General features: G+C 68.5%; 17 protein-coding genes. 13 read left to right on the top strand and 4 right to left on the bottom strand.

Features of this window, described 5'->3' with window-relative positions; translation table 11 throughout:
* The first annotated feature begins 19 nt into the window (after positions 1–19).
* From RPX00_RS03705 to RPX00_RS03695, 3 genes are all read left to right on the top strand, one after another.
* Positions 20–385, top strand: a complete 366-nt coding sequence (locus RPX00_RS03705) for a F0F1 ATP synthase subunit epsilon (protein WP_009082582.1) — start codon at positions 20–22, stop codon at positions 383–385.
* A gap of 28 nt (positions 386–413) precedes the next feature.
* Entirely contained in the window at positions 414–848 is a 435-nt protein-coding gene (locus RPX00_RS03700; RefSeq protein WP_037815359.1) for a DUF2550 domain-containing protein, read from the top strand.
* Positions 849–927: 79 nt separating this feature from the next.
* Entirely contained in the window at positions 928–1,101 is a 174-nt protein-coding gene (locus RPX00_RS03695) for a hypothetical protein (RefSeq protein ID WP_406637466.1), read from the top strand.
* A gap of 654 nt (positions 1,102–1,755) precedes the next feature.
* Here the strand turns inward: RPX00_RS03695 and RPX00_RS03690 are convergent.
* Complete coding sequence (locus RPX00_RS03690; protein WP_406637464.1) at positions 1,756–1,950, bottom strand: hypothetical protein; 195 nt, start codon at positions 1,948–1,950, stop codon at positions 1,756–1,758.
* Positions 1,932–2,498, bottom strand: coding sequence for a cob(I)yrinic acid a,c-diamide adenosyltransferase (locus RPX00_RS03685; RefSeq protein WP_406637462.1), 567 nt, complete (start codon positions 2,496–2,498; stop codon positions 1,932–1,934). The genes RPX00_RS03690 and RPX00_RS03685 overlap by 19 nt, the downstream gene beginning before the upstream one ends.
* A gap of 61 nt (positions 2,499–2,559) precedes the next feature.
* Between RPX00_RS03685 and murA the strand changes: the two genes are divergently transcribed.
* Positions 2,560–3,834 carry a UDP-N-acetylglucosamine 1-carboxyvinyltransferase gene (gene murA / locus RPX00_RS03680; RefSeq protein WP_406637460.1) on the top strand — a complete coding sequence of 425 codons (1,275 nt, stop codon included), beginning with the start codon at positions 2,560–2,562 and terminating at the stop codon, positions 3,832–3,834.
* Between the two features lie 132 nt (positions 3,835–3,966).
* On the opposite strand, the gene RPX00_RS03675 is transcribed toward murA, so the two are convergent.
* A complete protein-coding gene (locus tag RPX00_RS03675; protein WP_406637458.1) occupies positions 3,967–4,557 on the bottom strand; it encodes a TetR/AcrR family transcriptional regulator in 591 nt (196 codons plus the stop codon).
* A gap of 93 nt (positions 4,558–4,650) precedes the next feature.
* Here RPX00_RS03675 and RPX00_RS03670 point away from each other — a divergent pair, with 93 nt between their 5' ends.
* From RPX00_RS03670 to RPX00_RS03660, 3 genes are read left to right on the top strand one after another with little or no spacing between them, the layout of a single operon-like run.
* Entirely contained in the window at positions 4,651–5,046 is a 396-nt protein-coding gene (locus tag RPX00_RS03670; RefSeq protein ID WP_406637456.1) for a nuclear transport factor 2 family protein, read from the top strand.
* Positions 5,039–5,845 (top strand): NmrA family NAD(P)-binding protein, encoded by an 807-nt coding sequence (locus tag RPX00_RS03665; protein ID WP_406637454.1) that lies wholly within the window; start codon positions 5,039–5,041, stop codon positions 5,843–5,845. Before RPX00_RS03670 ends, RPX00_RS03665 begins: the two co-directional genes overlap by 8 nt.
* The gene (locus tag RPX00_RS03660; RefSeq protein ID WP_406637452.1) at positions 5,842–7,032 is read left to right on the top strand and encodes an alpha/beta hydrolase family protein; all 1,191 of its coding nucleotides are present in this window, start codon (positions 5,842–5,844) and stop codon (positions 7,030–7,032) included. The genes RPX00_RS03665 and RPX00_RS03660 overlap by 4 nt, the downstream gene beginning before the upstream one ends.
* Before the next feature lie 7 nt (positions 7,033–7,039).
* On the opposite strand, the gene RPX00_RS03655 is transcribed toward RPX00_RS03660, so the two are convergent.
* Entirely contained in the window at positions 7,040–7,666 is a 627-nt protein-coding gene (locus RPX00_RS03655) for a LysE family translocator (protein WP_406637450.1), read from the bottom strand.
* Positions 7,667–7,974: 308 nt separating this feature from the next.
* On the opposite strand from RPX00_RS03655, the gene RPX00_RS03650 reads away from it, so the two are divergent.
* From RPX00_RS03650 to ehuD, 6 genes are all read left to right on the top strand, one after another.
* Positions 7,975–8,508 carry a hypothetical protein gene (locus RPX00_RS03650; protein WP_406637448.1) on the top strand — a complete coding sequence of 178 codons (534 nt, stop codon included), beginning with the start codon at positions 7,975–7,977 and terminating at the stop codon, positions 8,506–8,508.
* A 3-nt stretch (positions 8,509–8,511) separates the two neighbouring features.
* Complete coding sequence (locus RPX00_RS03645) at positions 8,512–8,829, top strand: DUF6191 domain-containing protein (protein WP_406637446.1); 318 nt, start codon at positions 8,512–8,514, stop codon at positions 8,827–8,829.
* 50 nt (positions 8,830–8,879) lie between these two features.
* Entirely contained in the window at positions 8,880–10,904 is a 2,025-nt protein-coding gene (locus tag RPX00_RS03640; RefSeq protein WP_406637444.1) for a protein meaA, read from the top strand.
* Positions 10,905–11,204: 300 nt separating this feature from the next.
* Positions 11,205–12,107: an ectoine/hydroxyectoine ABC transporter substrate-binding protein EhuB gene (ehuB, locus tag RPX00_RS03635; RefSeq protein ID WP_406637442.1), complete on the top strand. Its 903-nt coding sequence runs from the start codon at positions 11,205–11,207 to the stop codon at positions 12,105–12,107.
* Positions 12,108–12,123: 16 nt separating this feature from the next.
* Positions 12,124–12,822 (top strand): ectoine/hydroxyectoine ABC transporter permease subunit EhuC, encoded by a 699-nt coding sequence (gene ehuC, locus RPX00_RS03630; protein ID WP_406637440.1) that lies wholly within the window; start codon positions 12,124–12,126, stop codon positions 12,820–12,822.
* Positions 12,819–13,475, top strand: coding sequence for an ectoine/hydroxyectoine ABC transporter permease subunit EhuD (gene ehuD / locus RPX00_RS03625; protein ID WP_406637438.1), 657 nt, complete (start codon positions 12,819–12,821; stop codon positions 13,473–13,475). Before ehuC ends, ehuD begins: the two co-directional genes overlap by 4 nt.
* Positions 13,476–13,477 lie beyond the last annotated feature (2 nt).

The raw sequence follows: 13,477 nt of genomic DNA, 5'->3' as shown, positions 1-13,477 counted from the left end.
CCGAGCGAAGGAGTGCTACGTGGCTGAGATGTCCGTGGAGCTGGTTGCCGTCGAGCGCCGGCTCTGGTCGGGTACCGCCACCTTCGTGGTGGCGCAGACCACCGAGGGCGAGATCGGCATCATGCCCGGACACGAGCCGGTGCTGGGCCAGCTCGTCGAGGGTGGCGTGGTGAAGGTGAACACGACGGACGGCGACGTGCTGACCGCCGCGGTGCACGGCGGATTCCTGTCCGTCACCGCGACCGGGGTGAGCGTGCTCGCGGAGAGCGCCGAACTGTCCGACGAAATCGACGTGGCCGCGGCGAAGGCGGCCCTCAGCACCGGCGACGAGGCGGAGCGGACGAGGGCCACGGCCCAGCTCCGCGCGGCCGGGCAGTCGGTCTGACCGGATAGCGACGGGCAGGAGCCGGGCCGTGCAGATCGCTGTGGTGGTGCTAGTGCTCCTGATCGTGCTCGTCGTCGTGGTCGGCTGGTACGGCCAGCGGTGGATCCGGATGCGCCGCGGCGGCGGCGTCAGCGTCGCGCTGCGGTGGCGTCCGGACAGTCCCCGTTCGAGCTGGCATCTGGGCCTCGGCCGGTACGAGGGCGAGAAGTTCGTCTGGTACCGCGTCTGGAGCCTGCGCACCGGCCCGGACCGCGTTTTTCAACGGGAAAGCATGCAGATCGCGGACCGGCGGGACCCGTCCGGTTCCGAGGCGTACGCGGTGCCCGAGGGGTCGACGGTGCTGCGTTGCGAGTCCTCGGACCAGGAAGCGATCGAGATCGCGATGGGCCCGGGCGCGTTGACCGGGTTCCTGTCGTGGCTGGAGTCGGCTCCACCGGGGCGAAGGCTTCCGCGAGCTTCGTGAGTTTTTCAGCAAAAGCCCGTCACTGCGGTGGCGGGCTTTTTGCTTCTCTTGCTGCTCGTTCGGGCGCTACCCTGGAGGGATGGACGCCCGAGAACGGGAAGACCGGGCCCGCCGCTGGCAGACCCTGCCGAAGCCGGTGCGGCTCGAGGAGCTGACGGCTGCCCAGGCTGTTGAGCCAGGCAGCGATTCGACGTGGAACGTCGACTACGAGCGCTACTGGGCAGCTCAGGAAGCTAACTGGTCCGGGCGGTAACCGAGCGGACGCTCTCGACGAACCGGGCCGGTTTCTCGCCGTGCACGTTGTGTCCGCTGTCCACGCGCACCACCTCGACGTCGGCGATCCGCCGCGCGTCGTCGCCATCTTTTCAGTTTGGGTAAAGCAAGATCGTCGGCGCTTCGATCTTGCGCGGCGGGGCCTCGTGGTCGACCCCGTCGTCTCCGACGCCGGTGTAGAGCGTGTCCCCGAAGGGGGTGTCGTGCTCGACCGCCGTTGCAGGTCATTCCGGCTCTGCGGCATGAAGAACACCGCAATCGTCCAGCCTGGCTGCATCTTCCGGTGCTTGAGCCCGGATCGGACTGCGGGTACGCATGGCAGGCGGTGGCGAGATCGACCCAGTGCCAGGTCTTCTCCGCGCGCGGCAGCAGGGTGGTGAACAGCGGCGGGTCCTCCAGCACGACCGCCCGGACCAGATTCGGCCGATTCCCGGCGAGCCAGGCCGCCAGCTACCGCCCGACGGGTATGACCCGCTCTCCGATCACTTCTTCGACGAAGCGGGCCAGATCGGCGCCAATCGCCGCTGCGGTGTACTTCTCCGGTGCCCGGGTGGATTGACCGTGTCCATGGACGTCGACCGCGTACACCGTGAAGCTCCGGCAGCACGCGTGCGTAGCTCTGCCAGTCGACGGCCTACCCGCGGATCAGCAGCAACGCTGGCTTGCACCAGCGGCGTAATGGAGCTTCGAGCCGTTGACCACCACGTCGTGTTCGGGTGAATCCAGCCCGCCGGGCCCAGTCGTACGTCTTGAGATTGCGCGCGGCCCAGCCGCCGGCGAGGCCCGCCGCGGCGAGCGCTGCGGCCGCGATCAGCCGCCCGGCTGCCACAGCACGTCGCCTTCCGGATTGGCCAGCCGGGCGAGGATGAACAGCAGGTCCGAGAGCCGGTTCAGGTACTTGGCCGCGATCGGGTTCGAGGTCTCCGGCTCGGCCTCCATCAGCGCCCACGCCGACCGCTCCGCGCGGCGGGCGACAGTGCGCGCCTGATGCAGGAATGCCGCGCCCGGGGTGCCGCCCGGAAGGATGAAAGACGTGAGCTTCGGCAGGCGCTCGTTGAAGTCGTCGCACCAGCCCTCGAGCCGCTCCAGGTACGCCTCGGTGATGCGCAGCGGCTCGTAGGGCGGGTCCTCCTGGATCGGCAGGCACAGGTCCGCGCCGACGTCGAACAGGTCGTTCTGGATCCGGCGCAGCACGCCGGCGATCTCGTCGGTGAGCCCGCCGAGCGCGATCGCCAGGCCGAGCACGGAATTCGCCTCGTCGGTGTCGGCGTAGGCGGCCAGCCGGGCGGAAGTCTTGGGCACCCGGGAACCGTCGCCGAGCGCGGTCGTGCCGCTGTCGCCGACCTTCGTGTAAACCCGGTTGATACGAACCACCATGCGCCTGACTCTACCGGCCCGGGTTCGGGCAAAACTGGGCGAGAGGGCATGATTGGCGGCCATGAGCGAGCACTTCGACGTGCATGGCGGAGCGCGGCTGGTCGGCGAGGTCGACGTGGTCGGCGCCAAGAACAGCGTGCTGAAACTGATGGCCGCGGCACTGCTGGCCGAGGGCACCACGACCATCACGAACTGCCCGCAGATCCTGGACGTCCCGCTGATGGGCGACGTCCTGCGCAGCGTCGGCTGCGAGGTGGAGATCGAGGGCGACACGGCGCGCATCACCACGCCCGCGGAGCTGTCGCACCGCGCCGATTCGGCGGCGATGGGCAAGCTGCGCGCCTCGGTGTGCGTGCTGGGCCCGCTGGTCGGGCGGCTGAAGCAGGCGGTCGTGGCCCTGCCCGGCGGCGACGCGATCGGCCAGCGTCCGCTGGACATGCACCAGAACGGCCTCCGCAAGCTCGGCGCGACGAGCACGATCGAGCACGGCTGCGTCGTCGCGAAGGCCGAAACGCTGGTGGGCACCCAGATCTGGCTGGACTTCCCGAGCGTCGGCGCGACCGAGAACATCCTGATGGCGGCCGTGCTGGCCGAGGGCACGACGGTGATCGACAACGCCGCCCGCGAGCCGGAAATCGCCGACATCTGCACGATGCTGACCGAGATGGGCGCGAAAATCGAGGGCGCGGGCACCTCGACGCTCACCGTCCACGGCGTCGAGGCGCTGCACCCGACCGAACACCGCGTGATCGGCGACCGGATCGTAGGCGCGACCTGGGCTTTCGCCGCCTCGATGACCCGCGGTGACCTGACCGTGCGCGGCGTGAACCCGCACCACCTCGACCTGGTCCTGGACAAACTCCGCCTGGCCGGCGCGGAGGTCACCACCTACGACGACAAGGGTTTCCGAGTCGTCCAGCCAGAACGCCCGAAGGCGGTGGACTGGGTGACCCTGCCGTACCCCGGTTTCGCCACCGACCTGCAGCCGTTCGCGGTCGCACTGTCGGCGGTGTCCGAGGGCACGTCGATGATCACGGAGAACGTCTACGAGGCGCGTTTCCGCTTCATCGAGGAAATGATCCGGCTCTCCGGCGATGCCCGTACCGACGGGCACCACGCGGTGGTGCGGGGCGTGGAGAAGCTGTCGAGCGCGCCGGTGTGGGCGTCAGACATCCGGGCCGGTGCCGGACTGGTGCTGGCCGGGTTGTGCGCGGACGGGGTGACCGAGGTGTGGGACGTGTTCCACATCGACCGGGGGTACCCGCATTTCGTGGAGAACCTGAACCGGCTGGGCGCGCGGATCGAACGGGTGGCGGGGGAGCCGGAGCGGGCTTGAACACGCCAGCCGGAATTCAAGGTCGACTTCCGGCTGCGCGACCCGCCCTGTCGTCGAGGTGATGTCGCCAGGCTTGCGCACTGTTGATCACATCGACAAGCCCGCTGAGCACCCTGCTGTGACCAGCCAGGACTACCGCGTCAACGCACGCACCACCAGGTCCGTCACCTGGTCCAAATAACCCTCCTCCGTCGGAACCCCGCGCACGATCACTCGCCAGTAAATAATCCCCGCCCCCATATCCAGCGCCAGTTCGATATCGGTATCCGCCGGGAGTTCCCCGCGTTCGATCGCCCTGGTGAATACCGCCCGGTTGATCGCCCGTCGCGGTCCGCCGATTGTTGCGCGGGCGAATTCGGCCATTGCCGGGTCTCGGCGGGCCTCCGCGATCAGTCCGGGGAAAATCCGCGAAAACCGCGGATGCGTGATCCATTCGTAGAGCGCTTGCAGGGTGGCCCGGATATCGCCGCGCAGGCTGCCGGTATCCGGATCCACCGCGCGTGCCACGCTGAAATCCGCGATCACCGCGCCGATCATTTCGTCCCTCGACGGCCAGCGCCGGTATAGCGCGCTCTTTCCGACCCCCGCGCGTTTCGCGACCGCTTCCATCGACAGCCTGCCGAAACCGTGGTCGGCCAGTTCGTCGATCACGGCCTCGGTGATGGCGTAAGTGATGTCGGGCTGCAGAACGGCAGCCCCGGTCGGCGTCCGGCGGGTCGTCATGCCGCTCAGCATAGCGGGTGGACGGGACGGTCCCGTCCCGTGTACGTTGGCGTCGAGACGGTACCGTCTCGTCCATTCGTGAGGAGGGGTTCGATGACACTCATCGATCACGCGCTCGACCTGCTGATCCAGCACGACATGGCCGGCTTCCTGGAGTTGTTCGCCGAGGACGCCGTGGCCGAGTTCCCGTTCGCCGCGCCTGGGCGGCCTGAGCGCGTCGAAGGCCGAGCGGCCCTTGCCGAGTACCTGAGCGACTATCCGAACCTGCTCGACCACCGCGAGGTCGTCGCGAAGACCGTGCACCAGACGACCGATCCGGAGGTCACGATCGCGGAGTTCGAGCTGGCCGGGATCGCGGTCGCCACCCAGAAGCCCTACCGCCTGCGCTACATCGTGGTGCTGACCGTCCGCGACGGGCTGATCCGCCGCTACCGCGACTACTGGAGCCCGCTCGCCGTCATCGACGTTCTCGGGGTGCCGGGTGTCTGACGTTCTCGTGCTCGGCTCGACCGGCACCACCGGCAGCCGCGTCGTGCGTGGGCTGCACGACGCCGGGGTGCGTGCTCGGGAGGCGACCCGCAATCCCGTTAAACCAGGCCAGATCCGGTTCGACTGGGACGATCCCGCGACGTATGGCCCGGCGCTGGACGGGGTCTCGGCGGTCTACTTGATCGCTCCGGTCGCGGCCGATCCGCAGCCGCTCGTCGAGGAGTTTCTCCGGCACGCGCCGGGCGCGCGCGTGGTGTTGCTCAGTTCGTCCTCGGTGGACGAGCACACTCCGGTGATCGGCGGGCTGCCCGGCCTGGTCCGCCGCGAGCCCGGCTGGACGGTGCTGCGGCCGTCGTGGTTCATGCAGAACTTCACCGCCGGGAACCTGGTCGGCGACAGTGCTCGCGCGGGCCGGATCGTCACCGCGACCGGCGACGCCCGGGTGGCGTTCGTGGACGCGGGCGACATCGCCGCGGTCGCCGTCCGCGCGCTGCTCGACCCGGAACCGCACAACACCGATCACCTCCTCACCGGCCCGCGCGCGCTCAGTTACGCCGAGGCCGCCGAGATCGTCGGGAAACAGCTCGGCCGTCCGGTCGTGCACGAGCCGGTTTCCACCCTTGACTACCAGCGATTCCTGGTCCGCGACGGCCTCCCTGAGGACTACGCCGAAATGCTCGCCTTGCTGGACGAGGCGATCCGCGGCGGGGCCGAGGACCGCGTCACCGACACCGTCGAGCGGGTCGCCGGACGGCCTGCCCGCGATTTCCGCACCTTCGCCAAAGAGGAGATCCGATGAAGCCGCTGCTGTTCGAAGACGACCCGCAATTCTGGTTCGAGACGCTGATCGCGCTGGGCCAGATCGCGTACGGGGGTGCGGATTTCGGCGAGGTCGTCGCGATCGCGTCGAACATCAAGTCCGGCGACTACGACAGCTGGCACGACGCCTGGCTCGCCGCAGCCGAGCGGCTCTACGCCGAGGCCGCCACGATGCACCCGGTCAGCGCGCGCGACGCGTACCTGCGCGCCTCCACGTACTACCGCCGCGCCGAGTTTTTCTTGCACGGCAACCCCGAGGACCCGCGGATCAACTACGCCTACGAGCGCAACGTCGAGTGTTTCCAGCGCGCGGTGGAGTCGATGGACAACGTCGAACGCATCGAAATCCCGTACGACGGCCACGTCCTGCGCGGCTACTTCTACACCGCCCCCGGCGACGGCCCGAAGCCGCTTCTGGTGGTGCACAACGGTTTTGACGGCAGCGCTGAGGACCTGCACTTCATGGGCGCGACCGCGGGCCAGGAACGCGGCTACCACGTGCTGACCTTCGACGGCCCCGGCCAGCCGAGCGCCGTGCACCGCGACGGGATGCTGTTCCGCCCGGATTGGGAGCACGTCGTCAGCCAGGTGCTCGACTACGCCCTCGCCGACCCGCGTGTAATCCCGGAGAAGGTCGCCCTGATCGGCTGGAGCCTCGGCGGGATGCTCGCGCCGCGCGCCGCCGCGTTCGAGCCGCGGCTGTCCGCCGTCGTCGCGGTGGACGGGCTCTTCGACGCGGGCGCGGCTTTCGTGCACCAGCTCCCGTGGGACCGCGCCGAGATCGTCCGCCGGGCGAACGCGCCGGAGGACCCTGAACTGGACGCCTTGCTAGCCGCCGCGAAGGAGCAGAGCCCGACCGTCCGCTGGGCCTTGGGCCACGGCCGTTACGTGATGGGCGGCGCGACCGATCGCGAGTTCCTGGCGAAGTACCTCGAGTACAACCTCTACGACGGCGTGGCCGAGCGCATCACCTGCCCGGCGCTGATCTGCGACGCCCCGGAGGACCTGTTCTTCACCGGCGAGCCGCAGCAGCTGTACGACCGGGTGAGTGGCCCGAAGAAGCTGCTGAACTTCACCTCGGAGGAGGGCGCGGACGCGCACTGCCACGTCGGCGCGATGCGGCTCGCGAACGGCCGGATCTACGACTGGCTGGACGACGTGCTCTGAGCCGGGGTCAGGACTCCAGGGCCAGCGCCGCGCTGAACCCGACCAGCGCGGTGCCGGTCACGCCGTCCAGCGCGCGCCGGACCCGGCGGCGGCTGAGCCACGCGCGCACGCGGTGCACGAAGAACAGGAGGATCAGCAACCAGATCGTGCCCAGTACGGCGACCGTGTAGGCGAGCAGCAGCGCGTCCAGGGTCGTCGTGCGCACCGGGTCGAGGAACTGCGGCAGCACGGACAGGTAGAGCACCAGCACCTTGGGGTTCGTGATGTTCGACAGGAACCCCTCGCGCCACCGCCGGAACCCGCTGGCGCGCTTGCGCTGGGGGTCGGCGACGGTGTCGTAGTTGCCGCGCCACGCGCCGCGCAGCGCCTGGAAGCCGAGGAACAGCAGGTACGCCGCGCCGAGCCACTTGAGCGTGAGGAACACCGGCTGCGAACGGGCGATGACCACGCCGAGCCCGAGCGCGGCGGCGGTGCCCTGCACGGCGTTGCCGGCGAGGATGCCCGCCGTGGCCAGCAGCCCGCCCCGCGCCCCGCCGGACAGCGCGTTCTTCAGCATCACCATCGTGTCCGGCCCCGGCGCGAGCACGATGAGGACCACGATCACCAGATAACTGCCGTACCCGCTCCACGTCACGTCTGACCACGGTAGATCCCGGACCGGCCCGGCGTCTCGCGGATTTCCGTCACAGTGGCTGGGCAACCCCGGCGAACCGGCCAGTTCGCTCTCTTCGACATCGAGGAGGGCACTGGTCGAGGGTGAACAGCTGCTCTGGTCCGGGGCGGCCTCAGCGGTGCCCCCGCCGGTACGCGAACTACCACGGCTACGTCGTGGTGGGGTTCGCGGCGATAGCCGCGCTCGGCGTCGTCGCCGAGTAACTCCGGCTGGCCGGGCAACCAGGGCGAACCGGCCAGCGTGCTCTCTTCGACTGCGAGGAGGGCGTCATGTACCCACTGGCCGAGGGCGAACAACTGCTCTGGTCCGGGCGGCCGCAGCGGTACGTGCGGCGCTACCGCGATCGGCACTACTACGTCACGGTCGGGATCCTGCTCCTCGCCGCCGCCGGGGTGACCGCGGCCCTCGACCTGAACAACTGGGCGATGATCGGCTGGATCGTCGTGCTCAGCCTGGTTCTCACCAGCGGGCTCGAGCGCAACCGCGAGCGCCGCGGCTTCATCGCCGTGACGACTTACCTGGTCACCGACCGCAGGCTGATCTTCGTGTCGGATTCGCCGCCTGGCATCGAGTTCCGCTGGGTCCAGCTCACCGATCTCCGCCCGCCGCGAGTCCGCGACCACGGCGACGGCACCGGGACGATCGACTTCCACCCCACGGTCACCGAATGGCTGCGCGACCAGGGGTTCCGCTCCCGGCCCGCCTGGTACCCGATCCTGCCGGAGCTGATGGCCGTCCCGGACGCCGCGCAGGTCGCTGAGCTGATTGCCCGGAACGCTTCGCGCGCGCCAGTCGTTGGGTGAAACATGCTGCTGACCTTGCTGGGTCTCTCGCTGCCGGTCGCCACCATCGTGCTGCTGATCGTCGGCGGATGGGAGCTGCGCCGCCGGAACAAGCCGTCGCGGCTCAAGGCGCGGTTGTCCTCCACGTACCTCGACGAGGTCACCGCGTTCCTCTACGGCACCAAGCGCAACGAGCTGGAGCACCGGGATTCGGTGGAGATGACTCTCGAGGAAGACGCGCAGGGAGCGCCGCCGCTGGGTACCGTCGACCTCGACCGCGGGGTAGTGGTCGTCCGGCCCGGTGCGTCACCCGGGCGTGGCCGAATCCACTCCGCCGATTAAGTTACCGGCGGGTACACTCGGGCGGTCGTCTCGGCGAAGAGAGGTGCACCGTGCCGTACCCCACCGACCACGAGCGCGACCGGCCCTGGGTGATGCGCACCTATGCGGGTCATTCGTCCGCCGCCGCGTCCAACGAGCTGTACCGCCGGAACCTCGCGAAGGGGCAGACCGGGCTCTCGGTCGCCTTCGACCTGCCGACGCAGACCGGCTACGACCCGGACCACGTGCTCGCGCGCGGCGAGGTCGGCAAGGTCGGCGTGCCGGTGTCGCACATCGGCGACATGCGGCGGCTGTTCGATGGCATCCCGCTGGCCGAGGCGAACACCTCGATGACGATCAACGCGCCGGCGATGTGGCTGCTCGCGCTGTACGTCTCGGTGGCTCGCGAACAGGCCGAAGCCGAGGGCCGCGACGTCGACGAGGTGCTGGCCAAGCTCACCGGCACCACGCAGAACGACATCATCAAGGAGTACCTCTCCCGCGGCACCTACATCTTCCCGCCGGGACCGAGCCTCCGGCTGATCACCGACATGATCGCGTGGACCGTGCACCACGTGCCGAAGTGGAACCCGATCAACATCTGCAGCTACCACCTGCAGGAGGCGGGGGCGACGCCGACGCAGGAGGTCGCGTACGCGCTGTGCACCGCGATCGCCGTGCTGGACGCGGTGCGCGACTCCGGACAGGTCGACCAGGCCGACATGGAGAAGGTCGTCGCGCGGATCTCGTTCTTCGTCAACGCGGGCGTCCGGTTCGTCGAAGAGATGTGCAAGATGCGCGCGTTCACGCAGCTGTGGGACGAGCTGACGCGTGAGCGTTACGGCGTGGAGAACCCGAAGGCGCGGCGGCTGCGGTACGGCGTGCAGGTGAACTCGCTGGGGCTGACCGAGGCGCAGCCGGAGAACAACGTCCAGCGGATCGTGCTGGAGATGCTGGCGGTTTCGCTGTCGCGCGGTTCGCGGGCGCGGGCGATCCAGCTGCCGGCGTGGAACGAGGCGCTCGGCCTGCCCCGGCCGTGGGACCAGCAGTGGGCGTTGCGGATGCAGCAGGTGCTCGCGTTCGAGACGGATCTGCTGGAGTACGAGGACATTTTCGACGGGTCGCACGTCGTGCAGGCCAAGGTGGACGAGATCGTTTCCGGTGCCCGCGAGGAGATCGCGCGGGTGCAGGATCTCGGCGGCGCGGTGGCCGCGGTCGAGAGCGGATACATGAAGTCGCAGCTGGTTTCGTCGCTCGCGGAGTACCGGCGGGGGATGGAGAACGGCGAGCGGATTCTGGTGGGGGTCAACAAGTTCGAGACCACCGAGCCGTCACCGTTGCAGGCTGAAGGTGCCAAGGCGATCGAGACCATCGACCCGGCGGTGGAGAAGGCCGCGATCGCTTCGGTGGAGAAGTGGCGCGAGGAGCGGGACAACGCCGCGGTGGCTGAGGCGCTCGCCGCGCTGAAGGCCAAAGCGTCCACTTCGGACAATCTGTTCGAGGCCACTGTGGACTGTGCGCGGGCGGGCGTGACGACCGGCGAATGGTCGGGCGCGCTGCGCGAGGTGTTCGGCGAATACCGGGCGCCCACTGGGGTTTCCGCCGCGGCGGCTGCCGGGCAGGGCGATCCGGAGCTGGAGCGGGTTCGCGAGCTGGTCCGCCGCACCGAGTCCGAAATGGGGGAACGGCTGCGGATTCTCGTGGGGAAGCCGGGGCTGGACGGGCATTCCAATGGTGCCGAGCAGGTCGCGGTGCGGGCCCGGGACGTCGGGTTCGAGGTGATCTACCAAGGGATCCGGCTGACCCCGGACCAGATCGTCGCGGCCGCCGTGCAAGAGGGCGTGCACGTGGTCGGGTTGTCGGTGCTGTCCGGATCGCATCTGGAGGTCGTGCCGCTGGTGGTCGACGGCCTGCGCGCGGCGGGGGCGGGCGACATTCCGGTGATCGTCGGCGGCATCATCCCGCCGGACGACGCCGCTCTGCTGACCGAACGCGGCATCGCGCGCGTGTTCACGCCCAAGGACTACGAGCTGACCGACATCATGGCCGGGATCGTGGAATTGATCCGCGAGCGGCACGGGCTGGCCAGCGCGTAGTCGATCGGTTATGCAGCGTGAGGCTGGCCCGGCGGCGAGAACGGAAACCGCAGGGCCAGCGTACATTTTCCGGTGATCATTTTTTGCTCGCGCCGGGAAAATGCGCCGAGCAAAGCGTTTCTAATCGGTAACAGAAACGACCGGACGCAAGGGAATCTTTGACCACGCCGCGACCGGCACCTACGTTCGATCCTTGTCGGCGTCACTGCCGCCAGCTTCGCGGGTGGGGTCCCTGGCAGGCCGTGACCGGAAATCGAGGTCGCGGGCACGCGGCCCGATCAGGGCGAAGGGGCCGCAGACATGGTTCACGACGACTGGAAGCGCCGGGACTTCTTCCGGCTGGCCGCGTCCGGAGCGGTGGTGCTGGGCGGAACCGCGTTCGCGGCCGCGTGCACCGAGGCACCCCAAGGGCAAAGCGGCGGCGGTGCGCTGGAACGGGCTAAGAAAGCGGGCATGATCAAAGTCGGCATCGCCGGCGAGATTCCCTACGGCTACACCGAAGGCGGCAATGTGACCGGCGAATCGCCGGAGGTCGCCAAGGCGGTGTTCAAGAACATCGGCATCGCGAAGGTCGACGCGACGCAGGTCGAGTTCAAACAGTTGATCCCCGCCCTCGCCGCCGGACAATACGACATGGTCGCGGCGGGAATGGCGATCTTGCCGGACCGGTGCAAACAAGCGGCGTTCTCCGCGGTCGACTACGTGACGCCGACAGCTTTCCTTCTGCCAAAGGGAAATCCGAAGCAGGTGCTGACCTTCGAGGACGTCAAGGCGAAGGGCGTGAACCTCGCGGTGCTGTCCGGCACCATCGAGCAGCAGGTGGCCAAGGCAGCCGGGATCCCGGACAGTCAGCTCCAGACCTACGACGGCCAACCGCAGATGCTGCAGGCATTGCAGGCGAACCGCGCGTACGCCGGCGCGCTCACCGACATCTCGCTGAAGGCGCTGCTCAAGCAGAATCCGGGCGCGGCGCTGGAAGTCACGAACGGTTTCGTACCGGAAGTGCAAGGCAAGAAACAAATCCAGGCCGGCGGGTTCGTGTTCCGCAAGAGCGACAGCGATCTCGTGACCGCGTTCAACACCGAGCTGGCGAAGCTGCACCAGAACGGCCAATGGCTGGAGATCGTCAAGCCGTTCGGCTTCACCAAGGACAACCTGCCACCCGCCGACGTCACGACCGAACAGCTCTGCTCGGCTTCCTGACGGCGGTGGACGGCTGATGTTCGACCACTTCGGACTGTTCGTCTCCACCGTCGCCAATGGACTGCTGCTCACGATCGAGGCGACCGTCGGCGGAATCCTGCTCGCCACGGTGCTTTCGTTCCTGGCCGGGCTGGCCATGCTGTCTCGGTTCGCCGCGCTGCGCGCGATCACCCGGGTCTACGTCGAGGTGTGGCGTGGAACCTCGGAGGTGGTCCAGCTGTTCTGGATCTACTTCGCGTTGCCAGTGCTCACCGGATTCCAGATCCTGCCGCTGTGGTCCGGCATTGTGGTGCTGGGACTGAACTTCGGCGCGTACGGCGCGGAGATCGTGCGCGGCGCGGTACAGGCGGTTCCGCGCGAACAGCGGGAAGGCTGTGTCGCGCTCAACTTCACGCCGGCGCAGCGGATGCGGCGGGTCATCCTGCCGCAGGCGTTCGTCGACATGGTGCCGCCGTTCACGAATCTGTTCATCCAGTTGCTCAAGGGCACCGCGTTGCTGACCTTCATCACCGTGCCCGAGATGACCTACCAAGCGAGCCAGGTGCTGGTGACGCGCTACACCGGGCAGGCCGCGCTGATCTGGACCATCGTGCTGGTGTTCTACCTGGTCCTCTCGATCCTGATCACCAGCGGGATGAAGGTGCTGGAACGGCGGGCGGCCGCGCGAGTGGGCCGCGCGCCGCGGCGGGCAGTGCTCAGCGGGGCGGGCACATGAGCTGGGACTGGGATTATCTGTGGCAGGTGCTCCCCTCGGTGCTGGAGGGGCTCCTGGTGACCTTCGAGGCGACCGTCCTCGGCGCGCTCCTCGCGTACGTGCTCGGGCTGGTGTTCGCGGTCCTGCGCCGCTCTCGGATCCGGGCGGTCAGCTGGGTGATCTGGCTGATCGTGGAATTCGTGCGCAGCACTCCGTTGCTGGTACAGCTGTTCTTCCTGTTCTTTGTGCTGCCGCAGTTCGGGGTCACGCTTTCGCCGCTGGTCGCCGGGGTGCTCGGCCTCGGCTTGCATTACGCGACCTACACGTCGGAGGTGTACCGCGCCGGAATCGAAGCTGTCCCGAAAGGACAGTGGGAGGCGGCGGTGGCGCTCAGCCTTCCCCGGGCGCGCACCTGGCTGCGGGTGATCCTGCCGCAGGCGATCCCCCGGGTGCTGCCCGCGCTCGGCAACTACACGATCTCGATGTTCAAGGAAACCCCGCTGCTGCTGGCGATCGGCGTGCTCGACCTCGCCGGGGCCGCGTTCGAGGTCGGTTCCCTGAACTTCCGGTACGTCGAACCGCTCACCTTGGCCGGCGTGCTGTTCCTCGTGCTGAGCTATCCGGCTTCCCTGCTCGTGCGATTCCTGGAGCGTCGTTTTGGCCTCAGCAGATGAAC

Origin of the sequence: Amycolatopsis sp. WGS_07, assembly GCF_045278895.1 — a bacterium.
Lineage (GTDB): Bacteria > Actinomycetota > Actinomycetes > Mycobacteriales > Pseudonocardiaceae > Amycolatopsis.
The sequence above is the reverse complement of the archived record's forward strand: the minus strand, read 5'-3'. Positions and strand labels throughout refer to the sequence as shown.

Excerpts from the sequence above, each read along its gene's own strand:
- murA (WP_406637460.1), top strand. The coding sequence starts at position 2,560 with ATGAGCGAGCACTTCGACGTGCATGGCGGAGCGCGGCTGGTCGGCGAG.
- ehuC (WP_406637440.1), top strand. The coding sequence starts at position 12,124 with ATGTTCGACCACTTCGGACTGTTCGTCTCCACCGTCGCCAATGGACTG.
- RPX00_RS03660 (WP_406637452.1), top strand. The coding sequence starts at position 5,842 with ATGAAGCCGCTGCTGTTCGAAGACGACCCGCAATTCTGGTTCGAGACG.
- ehuD (WP_406637438.1), top strand. The coding sequence starts at position 12,819 with ATGAGCTGGGACTGGGATTATCTGTGGCAGGTGCTCCCCTCGGTGCTG.
- RPX00_RS03650 (WP_406637448.1), top strand. The coding sequence starts at position 7,975 with ATGTACCCACTGGCCGAGGGCGAACAACTGCTCTGGTCCGGGCGGCCG.
- RPX00_RS03675 (WP_406637458.1), bottom strand. The coding sequence starts at position 4,557 with ATGACGACCCGCCGGACGCCGACCGGGGCTGCCGTTCTGCAGCCCGAC.
- ehuB (WP_406637442.1), top strand. The coding sequence starts at position 11,205 with ATGGTTCACGACGACTGGAAGCGCCGGGACTTCTTCCGGCTGGCCGCG.
- RPX00_RS03685 (WP_406637462.1), bottom strand. The coding sequence starts at position 2,498 with ATGGTGGTTCGTATCAACCGGGTTTACACGAAGGTCGGCGACAGCGGC.
- RPX00_RS03645 (WP_406637446.1), top strand. The coding sequence starts at position 8,512 with ATGCTGCTGACCTTGCTGGGTCTCTCGCTGCCGGTCGCCACCATCGTG.
- RPX00_RS03695 (WP_406637466.1), top strand. The coding sequence starts at position 928 with ATGGACGCCCGAGAACGGGAAGACCGGGCCCGCCGCTGGCAGACCCTG.
- RPX00_RS03670 (WP_406637456.1), top strand. The coding sequence starts at position 4,651 with ATGACACTCATCGATCACGCGCTCGACCTGCTGATCCAGCACGACATG.